The sequence below is a fragment of the Pseudomonas sp. GL_139_B genome, assembly GCF_057834475.1.
Genome location: NZ_CM174403.1, coordinates 2239325 through 2254016, shown reverse-complemented (window position 1 = coordinate 2254016; position 14692 = coordinate 2239325). Strand labels below are relative to the sequence as shown.

The 14692-nt window shown below is 58.8% G+C and carries 11 protein-coding genes; 7 read left to right on the top strand and 4 right to left on the bottom strand.

What is annotated here, in order from left to right:
• Positions 1 to 30: 30 nt before the first annotated feature.
• The 4 genes from AC3ISI_RS10395 to AC3ISI_RS10380 all read right to left on the bottom strand — a co-directional run bounded on the left by AC3ISI_RS10395 (position 31) and on the right by AC3ISI_RS10380 (position 5073).
• Positions 31 to 2037 carry a DUF1302 domain-containing protein gene (locus tag AC3ISI_RS10395; protein ID WP_489336810.1) on the bottom strand — a complete coding sequence of 669 codons (2007 nt, stop codon included), beginning with the start codon at positions 2035 to 2037 and terminating at the stop codon, positions 31 to 33.
• Between the two features lie 251 nt (positions 2038 to 2288).
• Complete coding sequence (locus tag AC3ISI_RS10390; RefSeq protein WP_489336809.1) at positions 2289 to 2765, bottom strand: 2,4'-dihydroxyacetophenone dioxygenase family protein; 477 nt, start codon at positions 2763 to 2765, stop codon at positions 2289 to 2291.
• 114 nt (positions 2766 to 2879) lie between these two features.
• Positions 2880 to 3749, bottom strand: coding sequence for a TauD/TfdA dioxygenase family protein (locus AC3ISI_RS10385; RefSeq protein WP_489337692.1), 870 nt, complete (start codon positions 3747 to 3749; stop codon positions 2880 to 2882).
• Between the two features lie 271 nt (positions 3750 to 4020).
• The gene (locus tag AC3ISI_RS10380; RefSeq protein ID WP_489336808.1) at positions 4021 to 5073 is read right to left on the bottom strand and encodes an AraC family transcriptional regulator; all 1053 of its coding nucleotides are present in this window, start codon (positions 5071 to 5073) and stop codon (positions 4021 to 4023) included.
• A gap of 108 nt (positions 5074 to 5181) precedes the next feature.
• Between AC3ISI_RS10380 and AC3ISI_RS10375 the strand changes: the two genes are divergently transcribed.
• The 7 genes from AC3ISI_RS10375 (at position 5182) to AC3ISI_RS10345 (ending at position 14647) form a co-directional block, all read left to right on the top strand.
• Positions 5182 to 6204 (top strand): alpha/beta fold hydrolase, encoded by a 1023-nt coding sequence (locus AC3ISI_RS10375; RefSeq protein WP_489336807.1) that lies wholly within the window; start codon positions 5182 to 5184, stop codon positions 6202 to 6204.
• Between the two features lie 37 nt (positions 6205 to 6241).
• Positions 6242 to 7897, top strand: coding sequence for a 3-(methylthio)propionyl-CoA ligase (locus AC3ISI_RS10370; RefSeq protein WP_489336806.1), 1656 nt, complete (start codon positions 6242 to 6244; stop codon positions 7895 to 7897).
• Positions 7898 to 8038: 141 nt separating this feature from the next.
• Positions 8039 to 9355, top strand: a complete 1317-nt coding sequence (locus tag AC3ISI_RS10365; RefSeq protein ID WP_489336805.1) for an MFS transporter — start codon at positions 8039 to 8041, stop codon at positions 9353 to 9355.
• 58 nt (positions 9356 to 9413) lie between these two features.
• Complete coding sequence (locus AC3ISI_RS10360) at positions 9414 to 10424, top strand: YeiH family protein (protein WP_489336804.1); 1011 nt, start codon at positions 9414 to 9416, stop codon at positions 10422 to 10424.
• Between the two features lie 935 nt (positions 10425 to 11359).
• Positions 11360 to 12232: a TauD/TfdA dioxygenase family protein gene (locus tag AC3ISI_RS10355; RefSeq protein WP_489337691.1), complete on the top strand. Its 873-nt coding sequence runs from the start codon at positions 11360 to 11362 to the stop codon at positions 12230 to 12232.
• A 108-nt stretch (positions 12233 to 12340) separates the two neighbouring features.
• Positions 12341 to 12820 carry a 2,4'-dihydroxyacetophenone dioxygenase family protein gene (locus AC3ISI_RS10350; RefSeq protein WP_489336802.1) on the top strand — a complete coding sequence of 160 codons (480 nt, stop codon included), beginning with the start codon at positions 12341 to 12343 and terminating at the stop codon, positions 12818 to 12820.
• Between the two features lie 105 nt (positions 12821 to 12925).
• Positions 12926 to 14647: a 3-(methylthio)propionyl-CoA ligase gene (locus tag AC3ISI_RS10345; RefSeq protein WP_489336801.1), complete on the top strand. Its 1722-nt coding sequence runs from the start codon at positions 12926 to 12928 to the stop codon at positions 14645 to 14647.
• Positions 14648 to 14692: the final 45 nt, after the last annotated feature.

Genomic DNA, 14692 nt, shown 5'->3' with positions numbered 1-14692 from the left:
CTCCTGCTTAGTATCTAAGCAATGGGTGTATCAGAAGGTGGTTTTCAGCGTCAGGTACACAGCGCCACGGTCTTCTGTGGTTGCGCCGCCTCCCGAGAAGGCCGAATAGCCACCGGCGTAGCAGGCATAGTTTTCGTTGCCACTGAAGGCGTTCGGGGTCGATCCATCGCCACTTCCGGCGTTGGCTGCACCGGTGCTGTTGCCGCTGACGTTGCACTTGTCAGTCTTGCCAAAGGAATCCACATACTTGAGATCGACAAAGTATTTGTTGTAAACGATGGCCCCGATGCCTGCGGCATAGTTGCCGGTGTCCTTGGCGCCACCGCCGACCACAGGGGAAACACCATCGAGGCCTACGTTGACGGACATCGGCGCGTTCAAGTCCACGCCCGGGAACACTTGGTACCAGGTCGGTGTGAAGTTGACGGCGATACCCCAGTTGTCCCGGGTAGGCGCATCGATACCGCGGTAAGTGCTCTTGCCTTTGTAGAGCGCCGAGTTCTTGTCATCGAGCTTGAGCAGATTGCTGTAATACAGTTCGGCGAGCAGCACGGCCTGGTCATACACCGGCGTCTTGGGCAGGGTCATCAAGCCGTTAAGCGTCCAGTGCAGCGTTTCGCCGGTGGCGCTCATGCTGTCGCCGTTGTGAGGGGCGTCGTAGATGACGCCGGTGGCTGCAGTGCGCGCCGGCAACAGGCCAAGACCTTGCCCGAAGCCCAGCGGGCTGGTGCTGCTGACGATGGCCGGGATACTGGCCAGCGGCATGTTTTCGCGAATGTTCAGGTCGCTGCCGACACTGATGCCGCCGAAATCCTTGGACAGGCTCAACCCGTAGATATCGATATCGTCGGAGTACGCCAGTTGATAGGTGGCGGTGCTCAACGAATTCAGCGTGTTGACAACAGCCGGCACCTGGCCCGCTGGACGCGTGCCATTGGGGTTGGCCGAGGTGACCCCGCGAGTGTCGAGCCAGGCCTGCGGCAGGATGTCCGAGGTCTTGCGGTAGTAGACACCGAGGGTGCCGTCCAACCACTCCGGTGACCACTTGGCCATTACGCCCCAGTCGCCTTGATTGCCAGGGGTCAGGTCATGACCACGAACCACGTTGGTCAATGCGTTGCAGGGGGCGACGCCGCAACCGAGCGGGCTGCCCGGCGTGATGGAGTTGGTGTTGCCCAGCAGGAACGACTGAGCGCCGAAGCCCACCAGGTCGGAACCGCCATAGTAGGTGCCCGCTTCCGGCAGACGCGCAGCATCCCAATTCAGGAAATACTGGGCCCCTACGGTCAACTCGGGGTTGACGGTGAACGACATCGACAGCTGGTTACGCGGGACGAACAGCTCCTTGGCTTCAGTACCCGGCGATGCGGCGAGCTTGGCAAGGTCGAGGCCAGACTGGCCGTAGCTGACCGAATGTACCGGGTTGAGAATGGTCTCGCCCCAGAACACGTTGTGCTGGCCGGCCTTGACGCTCAGCAGCGACTCCTCGCCCACTTCGGTGCTGTAGAACACGAAGGCATCGAGGATTTCCCCGGACGGACCGGTGTAGTAACGCTGGGCGTAGTTGCTCAGGTGCGGGCTGCCATTGCCGACGTTGTCGTTGGTGACACCGGCCAGGCGCGGGTCGTTGGCGACCAGGCCGGAGCGTGCATCATTGCCGTTGACGAACGGGTTGGAGTTGGACCCGGTGTTCTCATAGGCTTTGTCGTACCAACTGGCGGCGCTGACACGAAAGCCCATGTTCTGTTTGTAAACAACATCCATCTCGGTCAACAGGTCGACACGGTTGGTGATGTTGGTCCCGGACTTGCGGAAGTTGTAATCACCATCGTTGTTGTTCGGCGAGCCGAGCATGCGCTTGTCGGCGCTTTCGGTGCGTACGCCGTAGTTGTACTTGACGGTGTTGTCCAGGCGCACAGACCAATCCGGGCTACCGGTATCGAACTCGAACGCGTGGCCGGCAACCGGCATGATTGCAACGACAACAGCTATGGCCAGCGGACTGCGACGCAAGGTGAAGGGCTGACTGTGTTTCATATGGCTGGCTCCACTTTTTATTATTGTTAGGGATGCTTGGATCGACGAAACCCCGCCCACGACCTGACAAACAGGAATTGACCGGTCGACACCAGCGATCGCTGTTGTTGAACCTGACACCTGTTACCGGCAAGCAGCAGAAAGGACGTAGTTACCTGACACCCGAACAGTCACTTGAACTGCCCGGTCACAATGGGCGGCCTCGACGCCAGCTTCGTGGATAGCTATCGGTGTCGAGGGCCCGTTTCGCTTTAGTTGAAGGCCGTGAGGTCCTGGGGTTCGATATCGTTTGCCTCGCAATAGTCCAGGTAGCGCTGCAGTGAAGTTTTCCAGTTCTCGATGGCCATGACCTTGTCGTTTTCATCGACGAAGATGAGGTCTCCGCTCACGATCACCAGTGTCACCATGTAGTCACCGCCTTCAGTGCTGACCACTTCCGGCTGGTGAGTGGATGCGGCGGTCTCGTAGACAATGCTGCCCGGCCCGGCGACCCAGTCGTGCTCTTTATACTTCCAGTGGCCTTCCATGGTGTAGACGATGACGGTGCCAGAGTGATGGTGCTTGGGCAGTACCATGTCGATGGGCGCCTTCATCATCACGATGATTTCGCCACGAATCGGGTCGAGCTTGAAGTACTTGAGCAGGACGTTGTCTGCAAAAGGGGTGAAGGGAACCCAAGGCAGCGACTCGCCGTGCATGACGGCAGTTTCAACTTGTTGAAAAAGCATGACTATCTCCGTTTCTATTGTTTTTTCCAGAAGCTGACCGCTCGGTTTGACCGACGACGATGCGCGCCCTCGACCGATCCGGCACGAGGCGCAGACCTCTGGGAATTGGGTGAATCAGTTAAGAGGGGTACCGGTCAATGTCGCGCGCAGCATCTTGCGCGGTGCATTGCCGTAATCGGCTACGGCGTAGTGCTGGCACAGCAGGTTGTCCCACATCGCGACCGTGTTGGATCGCCACTTCAGGCGCACCTGGTATTCCGGAATCGCCGCCTGGGAAATCAGATAATTCAACAGATTATTGGCTTCCGGCTTGAAGTCCTGGCCGCAGCGGACGTCTTTGAAGGTGTAGAAGTTCGAGAAATGGGTGGTAAACGCCGAGTTGACGAACAACACCTTTTCGCCCGTCTCAGGATGGATAAGCACAACCGGATGCTCGGCGACGGGGTTCTTCGCGGCCATCGCGTGACGATCGGCGATCGGCATCTGGGCGAAAAAGGCGTGCTCGGCATCGTGCTTGGCGTACAAGCCATCAATTCGTTGTTTGATGGTGTCGGGCAGGCTTTCATAGGCCATCACCATGTTGGACCAAATGGTGTCGCCACCGGCCTCCGGACCCAGTTCGCAGCGTAATACTGCGCCGCGCGGAGGTGCCTTCTTGAAGGTGACATCGGCATGCCAAAGGTTTTCGCGGCTGATCTTTTCGACCATGTTCTGCTTGGTGGGGTCGAGATTGCGGTACAGCATCAGCAGCTTGTCCGCTTCCGGATGACTAGGTGCAACGGGATGGGCTTCCAGTTCGGCGAATTGCGCGGCGAAGTTCTGCTGCTCCATCGGAGTGATGTCCTGGTCGCGAAAGAACAGCACTTTGTGCTTGAGCCACAGCGCCCGGATCTCTGCGATCATTTCAGGGTCTTGGGCCGCGTCAGCCAGGCTGATGTTGCTGATCTCGGCGCCGATGTTCGGCGTGCACAGTTCAACCTTGATCGAATGTCGAAGAGCCGAAGGACGGACAATCGCCGGTGATGGCGATGAACTGTTTTGGAAAGCTGTTTTTTTTATCATTGAAATCTCCAGTCTCTGGCGTACGCCGGCATGCAATCGCACGCCCGGCAAATCAGACAGGATCAAAGCGAGCCAGTGGCACCGTTTCGGTTCCTTGGAGAGATGCTAGGGATTGCCGTCGCCCCGGCTTTTGCAAGACGGGACAACTTGTTGGCATTTTCGGACAACGAGGGCGGCTGGGTATCCGGCTTCGTCAAGGCTTCCCGGAAGGGGTCGGAGCGATTTGGGTGGACCCGGTTGCCGCCCGCGCACGATGCTGTATGGCCCACTCCGATGGGGACATGCTGAACTGATGACGGAACCAGCGAGAGAAGTCCGCACCGGATGAAAAACCCACCAGCCCCGCGATTTCGTAGAGCTTGCGCTTGCTGGTCAACAGGTACTCTTCGGCGAGTTCGACGCGCACCGCATTGACCACAGAAAGCCCAGTCTCGCCGACTTCCGCCAAGCGCCGATTGAGTGTGCGGCGATGCAACCCCAAGTGCTCGGCGACACGATCGATCGAACAGGTTCCGGTGGGCAGCAACACCCTTATGACCTGGCGCGCCTGATCCAGAGGCTCATCGCCCTGGTCCGTCAACTGCATGTCCAGCCAGCGCTTCACTTCTCGATTGAGCTTGGGTGTGGCTGCAGCAATGGGCAGGTCCACGTCGCGAGTCCGACAGACAATGCCGTTGAACTCCTGTCCAAAGTCGATTGCCGTTCCGAGCACGCGGCGATGAACGTCCAGCTTGGCTGGACGTTCGTGGCTGAAACAGATGTTCACCGGTTTGAAAGCATCGTGCGCCAGCGCCCGATAGGACCGAACAATAATACCTGTTGAGATTTCGACCACCTGGCGTAAAAGACCCGGGTACTTCTGCTGTATATCGACATGCAGAAGCACCAGACCCCCGGCGTCTTCAAGGCGCAAATGCACACCAGCGTTATGAAGCCGCATATAGCGCGCAGACGACTCCATCGCCGCGCGCAGGGTGGGTTCCTCGCGCATCATCAGGGCAAGCATGCCAAAGTCGGCCAAGTCTCGGCGCTCAGCCATCAACAGGCCGAAGGCTTCCTGGCCGGAAAGCCGGGCCGACTCTTCCAACAGCCAGCAGACCGAATAGCCGTTGATCAGAAGATTCGGATCGTCAAGCACGCGGGGTGGCAATTTGGCCAGCCGCAACATCCGGAACGGGTCCAGCCCGACTGCGTGGGCGATGGACGCGTAGCCGGTCAAACAGGCACTGCGAATCAGGCTGGACATGCGATCACCCCGTCCCGTTTTGATAAGTTGGTGTCCTGAATAGCCAAACTCAACCACCCCTATCTCGTCAAGCTCTTCTCATACAACAACAAGATGACGAGTACTGCGATGAATTTGGAATATTTCCAGGACCAGCCCCTGCGGGACGTTGACGCTGCGCACGCGTTCGCTCACCACTTCGTTGAGATCAACGGCATCCGGATGCACTACGTCGAGGAAGGCCAGGGCCCCCTGGTCATCCTCCTGCATGGATTTCCTTACCTTTGGTACATGTGGCGCCGACAGATCCCGGCCTTGGCCTCTGCTGGTTATCGGGTGGTTGCTCCTGACCTGCGAGGTTTCGGCATGTCCGACAGCCCAGCTGTGGTCGAAGCCTATGACATGAGCCAAGCGGTGGGTGACATCGTCTGCCTGATGGAGGCCCTGGGCGAAACCTCTGCGATCGTCGTCGGCCACGACCTCGGTGCCTGGGTAGCCCAGGCGTGCGCCATGCTGCGCCCCGATCTGTTTCGCGCACTGGTCATGCTTAACACGCCAGTGCCTCCGCGCGGCCGGACCAGGCCCACGGACGGGCTGCGGGCGATGGCCAAGGGCAAGGGCTACCACCACCTGTACTTCCAGCAGCTGGAAAAGCCAGACCGTGAACTGGCCGCCGACACGCGCAAGACGTTGCGCAGCATCTTCTACTCGGTCTCGGGCGATGCGGTCGGTGCCGAGCGCTGGCGCCTGTTCTTCGAGCCGGACGAGCCCATCCTCAATGCTTTCACCGACCCTGTCGTGTTCCCCGCCTGGTTGAGCCCGCAAGCGATTGACTACTACGTGGATGAGTACACCCGTGCCGGTTTCACCGGCCCCCTGAACTACTACCGCTGCCGCGACCGCAACTGGGAGATCTCCGCTTTTCTCGATGGCGCAGTGATAAAGCAGCCCAGCATGTTCATCGGTGGCGCCAACGATCCCTCCATCGAGCCGCCACAGATTCGCGGACTGTATGACCAGCTCGAAACCTACCTGGTCGGGCTGCGCAAGAAGGTGCTGCTGCCCGGTGTGGGCCACGCCGCGGCGGAAGAAACGCCAGAGCAGATCAACGCGTTGCTTCTCGAGTTCCTCGAACAACTGGACGACAACTGAGTCGGTCCCTCGTTGGCTATACGCCAAGGTATTTCACATGAACAACAATAAGACGGTGTCCAACATGAATGGACTGATGCAGCAACAGCAGCTGCTTATTTCGACACTCCTCACCCATGCCGAGCGCCACCATGGCGACCAGGAAGTCGTCTCTCGCCGCGTCGAAGGCGATATCCATCGACAAACCTATCGCGACCTCGGCCAGCGTGCACGCCGCCTGGCCAATGCCCTTGCCACGCTCGGCGTCAGCTTCGGTGACCGTGTCGGCACGCTCGCCTGGAACGGTTACCGCCACATGGAGCTGTACTACGCCGTATCCGGTTCGGGTGCCGTGCTGCACACGTTGAACCCACGCCTGCATGCCGACCAGGTGCAGTGGATCGCCGACCACGCCGAGGACCGCGTCCTATTTTTCGACCTGACCTTCCTGCCGCTGGTGGAGTCCATCGCCGACAAAGTCTCGACCATCACCCGTTTCGTGCTCATGACCGATCGAGCGCATATGCCGGCGGTTACCTCGATCCCCGATCTGCTGTGCTACGAAGATTTGATCGAAGCCCACACCGATGACTTCGTATGGCCCACCTTCGATGAGACCAGCGCATCGTCGCTGTGCTACACCTCCGGTACCACTGGCCATCCCAAAGGTGTGCTTTACAGCCACCGCTCGACGCTTCTGCACACCTACGCCGCCGCCCTCCCCGACACCTTGAACTGCTCGGCGCGCGACACCGTCCTGCCGGTGGTGCCGATGTTCCATGTCAACGCCTGGGGTTTGCCGTACTTGGCCTGCATGGTCGGCGCCAAGCTGGTTTTACCCGGACCGTTGCTCGACGGCGCATCGCTCTACGAGTTGTTCGAGACAGAGAAAGTCACCCTGTCCGCCGGCGTGCCGACCGTCTGGCAAGGTCTGCTCGCCCATGTCGAGGCAACCGGCAAGACATTCTCGACCATGCGCCGGACAATCATCGGCGGTTCAGCCTGTCCTTCGGCCATGATGGCGGCCTTCGAGGACCGCTATGACGTACAGGTACTGCACGTCTGGGGCATGACCGAGCTAAGTCCGCTCGGGACCGTTTGCACCCCCAAGGCCAGGCACCTCGCCATGGACAGCGCCGAACGCCGCGTCCTGCAGGCCAAACAAGGCCGGGTCGTGTACGGCGTCGACATGAAGATCGTCGGCGATGATGGCAAGGAACTCCCCCGCGACGGCAAAACCTCGGGCGAACTGATGGTGCGCGGTCCCTGGATCATCTCTTCTTACTACAAGAGCGACACTGGCGATTCACTGGTGGATGGCTGGTTCCCGACAGGCGATGTCTCGACCATCGATGCCGAGGGCTTCATGCAGATCACCGACCGCAGCAAAGATGTCATCAAGTCCGGAGGTGAGTGGATCGGTTCCATTGATCTGGAAAACATCGCCATGGCGCACCCGGCGGTTGCGATGGCCGCCTGTATTGGAGCCCACCACCCGAAGTGGGATGAACGCCCGCTCCTGGTCGTAACCCGCAAGCCCGGTAGTGAACTTTCGCGCGACGAACTGCTTGGCTTTTATGAAGGCAAGATCGCCAAATGGTGGACCCCGGATGACGTGGTATTCGTCGACAGCATCCCGCTGGGCGCGACCGGCAAGATGTTGAAGAACAAGCTTCGCGAGATGTTCCAGGACTACCGACTGCCCACCGCCTGAGGGTCGGCCTCCCTCAACGCACTCGGGCGGGTAGTAACACGTTCCCATGCTTGCCCGAGCCGCTCGCGACTCAAGGCCCGGTTCACGAGTCCGATCAGGACCGTCCAATAACAACAAGAAGCGCAGATACAAGGAATCGCCATGAATGTTCACCACGCCCTTGCTGACACTATCGAAACTTCAACCGCCAGCACGCCCCGACTGTATGCCTGGTGCGTATTTGCACTCAGTTTCGGTCTGCTGATTTCAGACTACATGTCGCGACAAGTGCTCAATGCAATCTTTCCTCTACTCAAATCCGAGTGGGCACTGAGCGACTCCCAGCTCGGCCTGCTGAGCGGCATCGTCGGTCTGATGGTGGGCCTGTTGACCGTACCCATGTCAATAATGGCCGACCGCTGGGGACGGGTCCGCAGCCTGGTGCTGATGGCCGCGATTTGGAGCCTGGCTACACTGGGCTCCGGCTTTGCACACAATTACCAACACATGCTCCTCGCCAGGTCGTTGGTCGGCATCGGCGAGGCAGCCTATGCCAGCGTCGGCATAGCTGTGGTGCTTTCCGTCTTTCCCAAGCAGATGCGTGCGACCCTTATCAGCACCTTCATGGCTGGCGCCATGTTTGGCTCCGTACTGGGCATGGCGCTGGGTGGCATCATCGCCGCGCACCTGGGCTGGCGCTCTGCTTTCATCGTCATGGCGACATTCGGCCTGACGCTCGCCATCATCTATCCACTGGTCGTAAAAGAGCGGCGCCTTGGCAACTGCACTCAGACCGCAATCCAACACGCCGAAGCAAACGGCAAGAGTCCGCTGCGTTCGCTGTTTGCCAGTCGTTCGGTCATCAGCGCCTATATCGGCAGCGGCCTGCAGATGTTCATCGGCGCCTCGTTGATAGCCTGGCTGCCCAGCTACCTTAACCGTTACTACCACATGGGCACCGATCGGGCTGGCATGATCTCCGCCATCCTGATCCTGGCGGGTGGCGCCGGCATGATCCTCTGCGGCATCCTCAGCGACCGCCTGTGCCGCAAAGCTCCCGAACGCAAGATTTCCCTGGCCGTCGCCTACTGCCTGATCACTAGCCTGTTGCTGTCAGTGGCCATGCTGTTGCCCCCCGGAGTGGCACAACTGGTCGTCATCGCTCTGGCCATGCTGGTGGTCACTGGCACCTTTGGCCCCGCCGGCGCCGCCATCGCCAACTTGACCCACCCCTCGGTGCACGGCACGGCCTTTGCCATTCTGGCCTTGGCCAATAACCTGCTTGGCCAAGGGCCCGGCCCCTATGTCACCGGCCTGCTGGCTGACGCCTTTGGCCTCGATCGCGCTTTCCAGTTGATCCCGCTGATCAGCATCGCAGCAGCCCTCGTGTTCTGCTACGGCAAGCGCCACTACCAACGCGATATCCAGAAACTGATGCCGACAGTCGCAGGTGCGACGCCGGCCGGAAGAATGTCATGAACGCCCCCATCAAACTGCCCGTAACACAACCACTGCCCTGCCCCCAGGAGAGTCTTGCATGAGCTCCGCAACCATTGCCTCGCTGGGGGTACGTAGCCAATTGCTGATGCCCGGCTTTATCGTCAGCGCCATGGTCGCCACTGCGGCCACGTTCCTCTCCGAGCACTACGGTGCGCCGGTGATGCTCTTCGCACTGCTACTGGGCATGGCGATGAATTTTCTATCCGGTGACGGGGTGTGCAAGCCGGGCATCGAGTTCACCGCGCGCGCGATCCTCCGGGTCGGTGTTGCGTTGCTCGGCATCCGCATCACCCTGGAGCAGATCGTTGCCCTTGGCTGGCAGCCAGTGGTGATGGTGGTGACGCTGGTGGTGGTGACCATCCTGGTGTCCATCGTCGCGGCTCGCGCCATGGGCTTCAGCACCTTGTTCGGCCTGCTTACCGGCGGTGCCACCGCAATTTGTGGCGCGTCGGCGGCCCTTGCCCTGGCGGCAGCGCTGCCCAGCCATGAGAAGAAAGAGCGGGCGACGCTCTTCACGGTCATAGGCGTTTCGGCGCTATCCACCATGGCAATGATCCTTTACCCGATGATTGCCCAGTTTTTCAACCTGAGCCCGCTCCACGCAGGCTTTTTCCTCGGCGGCACCATACACGATGTCGCCCAGGTGGTTGGCGCCGGCTACGGCATGTCACACGAGACCGGCGACAGCGCCACGGTGGTGAAACTGATGCGCGTGGCGATGCTGCTACCGGTGATTCTGTGTGCGGCCATGATCACCCGCGCCCGCGGCGTCGAACCAGGCAGCAAGCGACCACCGCTGCTGCCATGGTTCGCGGTGGGATTCGTAATCCTTGCCGCAGTCAACAGCACCGGGTTCATTCCACAGATGGTTCAGGATGCCGGCAACAGCCTGTCACGCTGGTGCCTGGTGATTGCCATCAGCGCACTGGGCATGAAGACGCAGCTCAAGGAGCTGGCCTCGGTGGGGATCAAACCCATTTTATTGATGGTGGGAGAAACCGTATTCCTTGGCGCACTGGTGCTGGCAATGCTGCACTGGGCCATGTAGACCGAACCCCTGCGGGGTCATCGACGCTCTCGTCAAACAGAGCTTTTTGCCGCGTCGGAGTTGTGTACCAGCTGCTCCGTTACGCGGCATTTTTTTGATCGCTATTTGCTGAGAAAGGCCTGTCCCGAGCTTCCAGAAATGTTCATTAGCTTGACGACGAACTGAGGCGGCAGACCGCAACAATCAACAGCGGCGACATGACCAGAGAATAAAACATGCTGGTGGCACAGGCGCTTTCGACAAGCTCGAACAGCGCGCAGTGCCAGCACACACACCGCGCGCCCTCTTGCTGTAATGCGTTGCAATCCGCAGAATTCAAGGCCTGCAAGGCCATTCAAGAATCAACCAAAGTCGAGGATTAAAAATGGCGATTTAGACCGTTTTTAGCGTCCCGGCGATGCTCACCCTCGATGTAGAGAGCAGTACTTTGCGGTAATGGCTCAGGTTGACCGGTGTTAGATCCGGAGATTCTGGTAATCCTCTAGAACCCTTACAGAACAAGGCCTGCAAGGTCTTTCAGAAAACAACCATAGGTAAGGATTTAAAAACGCCTATTGATGCGTGCCAAATTCCATCTGCGGGCCAAACCTGCGCTGCACACGACGAAAAGCTACATCTTGACCGACAACAATCGGCCAAAAGTGGACCGTCCGACCTACCTCGCAGCAATGTTCGTTCCCTTCCTCCCGCGTCCCAGAATGCGAAGAATCTGTCCCGTTGCGCTCATAGCCTTGCGCCTGAAATCACTACTGTAGGACCACCCCCCTCAATAACTGGCAGGGGTCAGGTACCTACACCGGATGCTCATATAGCGCACCGCCGTACAGCTCGGATTGGAGACAACAATGACAACAGTCGCCGCAGCCCAAGACACTCCTTCACCCCTTTCCCCCTCGGCACCCGCCATTATCCGGTCGTCAGTGCGCCAGCATTCGATCAAGGTGGAGATTTGTTCCCCCGCCATCGGCGCCGAACTCAGCAACATCAATCTGGCCGATGCTGCCCAAGACCCTGAACTGATCGCGGAAATCCGGGCGCTGTGGTTGAAGCACAAAGTGCTGTTCTTTCGCGACCAGGACATCACCCCCTTGGAACAACAGCACTTCGCAGCGCAATTCGGCGAGCTGGAAGGTCATCCCCTGGCACCGAGCCATCCGGAAGCGGACAAGCTGTTGATGCTGTACCGCAATCTTGACCCGAGCAAGCCCAAGACCTTTGTTGAAAAGGCCAGCCGCGAAAACCTCTGGCACACCGATGTCACGTTCAAGCCGGCTCCGCCTCGCGGCGCGATATTGCGCTGCGAACAGGGTCCTGAATCCGGCGGCGACACCTTGTTCTCCAACATGGTGATGGCTTACGAAAACCTGCCCGACACCATCAAGCAACGGATCGAAGGCCTGTTCGCAAAACACAGTGCCGAGCACTCCTTTGGTGCCCAGTTGCCGCGTGAACAACGTCACGCCATGGCCCTGAAGACCCCTGCGGCGGAACACCCGGTGGTGCTTATCCATCCTGAAACGGGCGAAAAAGTGCTGTTCGTCAACTCGGCGTTCACCACCCATTTCGCGAATTTCTTCAACTTCGAGGACATCCGCTACGGCCAGGACTTCATGCCGGAGGCTCATCATTTGATGAACTACCTGACGTCTCAGGCCGCGATTCCCGAGTACCAGGTACGTCTGAAGTGGCGAACCAACACGGTTGCCATGTGGGACAACCTGCAAGTCCAGCACTACGCAGTGGCTGACTACGGCAATGCGCCCAGAAAGATGCTGCGCGCCACCCTCGCGGGTACCCCGCTCACCTGATTCGAACCGTCTCCCCAGAGAAAACCAGGACACCCGACCCTCAGAGATTGTCGGGCGATCCTGGCTGCCGACGAATACTCGATCTGAACCGCATCAATGGAGATAAACATGCTCTACGAACACGTCGACACCGCAGTCATCGATGGCGAATCGCTGCCGTGGGTACCCTTTACGCCCTATGCGGAAAACGTTCTGCTGAAGTACTTCAAGCTTGACCCGATTCGTGGTGAATGGATTGTCATGATGAAGTCGCCGATTGACATGCAACTGCCCAAGCACCATCACACGGGGACGGTGATGGTCTACACGATCGAAGGCCAGTGGAAATACAAGGAACACGACTGGATCGCCGGTCCTGGCAGCATCGTGTATGAGACGGCTGGATCGACTCACACGCCTGAAGTCGTCAGCACGGGAAGCACAGACGGATATGTGCTCACCCTGGTTCAGGTCAATGGCGATCTCGCGTTCCTGGACGGCAACGACAACATCGTCGCGCTCGAAAACTGGAAATCAGGACTGCATCGCTATCTGGCTTATTGCGAGCAGCATGACATCGCACCGAAAGACCTGACGGCATTCAACTGATCTGGATTTCAAGGAATCCCGGCATACCCGGAATCAAGGGACAGCCGGGATTGTTATCAGATCAAAAAATTCAGCGGAGAGAACAGGCTGTGTCGGTTCGTGATCTTGACGCGCAATCTGACAAGTGCCCGGCCGCCTGCTCGCTCCCTAATCACAAAAAATAAACGGAGCGCTGTCATGAATGGCCTGATGATGCAAAAGCAGCTGTTGATCTCCTCGCTCATTGAGCATGCGGACCGCCATCACGGCGATACGCAGATCGTGTCCCGCAGGGTGGAGGGCGATATCCATCGCTACAATTTCCGTGACTGTCACCGTCGCGCACGCCAGCTGGCCAGCGCGCTGACCGGCCTGGGTGTCAAACCCGCCGACCGGATCGGCACGCTGGCCTGGAATGGTTATCGTCACCTGGAGTTGTACTACGGCGTGTCCGGTATGGGTGCCGTTGTGCATACCATCAACCCCCGCCTGCATGAAGACCAGGTCGCTTACATCGCCAATCACGCCGAAGACCAGTACATCTTCTTCGACTTGACCTTCTTGCCGTTGATCAAGACCATCGCCGGTCGCTGCCATACGGTCAAGGCGTTCATCGCCATGACCGATCAAGCGCATATGCCGAAAGACACCGGCATCGACAACTTGCTGTGCTATGAAGATCTGGTTCAACAGGCTTCCTCTGACTACGCCTGGCCAATTTTCGACGAGAACGCCGCCAGTACGCTCTGCTACACCTCTGGCACGACAGGCAACCCGAAAGGGGTTTTGTACAGTCATCGCTCATCGGTGCTGCACACCTATGCGGCCGCACTGCCTGACGCCCTGAATTGCTCAGCGCACGATGTGATTTTGCCCGTTGTGCCGATGTTTCATATCAACGCCTGGGGACTTCCCTACATTGCCTGCATGGTTGGGGCAAAGCTTGTACTTCCCGGACCTGCCCTGGATGGAGAATCGCTATTCGAACTGCTCGAAGCCGAGCAGGTGACACTGTCCGCCGGCGTCCCGACTGTGTGGCAAAACCTTCTTGGTTATCTGGAAAAAACCGGCCAGCAATTCTCCAGCATGAAACGCAGCATCATTGGTGGTGCCGCCTGCCCCCCGTCCATGCTGCACACCTTTCAGGACACCTACGGCGTAGCGGTATTGCACGTCTGGGGGATGACTGAATTGAGTCCAATCGGAACTGTCGGCACCCTGAAGGCCAGGCACGTTGAAATGTCCCCGACAGAGCGTTTTGCCGTGCAATCCAAACAAGGCCGAGCGGTGTTTGGCATCGACATGAAAATCATTGACGCTGACGGCATGGAGCTGCCTTGGGACGGGGTGACTTCTGGTGACCTGTTGGTGCGTGGACCCTGGGTGGTGCGCGATTATTTCAGGAGCGAACGGGACAGTTCGCCGCTGCTTGAGCACGCAGGTCAAGGATGGTTCCCGACCGGCGATGTGGCGACCATCGATGTCGATGGCTTCATGCAGATCACCGATCGCAGCAAAGACGTGATCAAGTCAGGTGGTGAATGGATAGGTTCCATCGAACTGGAAACCATTGCGATGGCCCATCCGGCCGTTTCCCAAGCTGCCTGTATTGCCGCGAAACACGCAAAGTGGGACGAACGCCCCCTGCTGGTCGTTGCCAGGAAACCGCAAGCAATGCTCACACGCGAAGAATTGCTCGCCTTTTATGACGGCAAGATCGCGAAGTGGTGGACGCCGGATGATGTGATTTTTGTCGACATGATTCCATTGGGTGCCACGGGCAAGATCCAGAAAAATCGTCTTCGAGAGCAGTTCGGCGATCATCTGCTGGTCAAAGCCGCCGGCTGAGCACTGCATGGGATTCAATCCTGAACCGTTCGAATGTCAGCATGC

Coding starts and splice junctions, on each gene's coding strand:
- AC3ISI_RS10360 (WP_489336804.1), top strand. CDS start 9,414: ATGAGCTCCGCAACCATTGCCTCGCTGGGGGTACGTAGCCAATTGCTG.
- AC3ISI_RS10390 (WP_489336809.1), bottom strand. CDS start 2,765: ATGCTTTTTCAACAAGTTGAAACTGCCGTCATGCACGGCGAGTCGCTG.
- AC3ISI_RS10375 (WP_489336807.1), top strand. CDS start 5,182: ATGAATTTGGAATATTTCCAGGACCAGCCCCTGCGGGACGTTGACGCT.
- AC3ISI_RS10395 (WP_489336810.1), bottom strand. CDS start 2,037: ATGAAACACAGTCAGCCCTTCACCTTGCGTCGCAGTCCGCTGGCCATA.
- AC3ISI_RS10350 (WP_489336802.1), top strand. CDS start 12,341: ATGCTCTACGAACACGTCGACACCGCAGTCATCGATGGCGAATCGCTG.
- AC3ISI_RS10370 (WP_489336806.1), top strand. CDS start 6,242: ATGAACAACAATAAGACGGTGTCCAACATGAATGGACTGATGCAGCAA.
- AC3ISI_RS10380 (WP_489336808.1), bottom strand. CDS start 5,073: ATGTCCAGCCTGATTCGCAGTGCCTGTTTGACCGGCTACGCGTCCATC.
- AC3ISI_RS10365 (WP_489336805.1), top strand. CDS start 8,039: ATGAATGTTCACCACGCCCTTGCTGACACTATCGAAACTTCAACCGCC.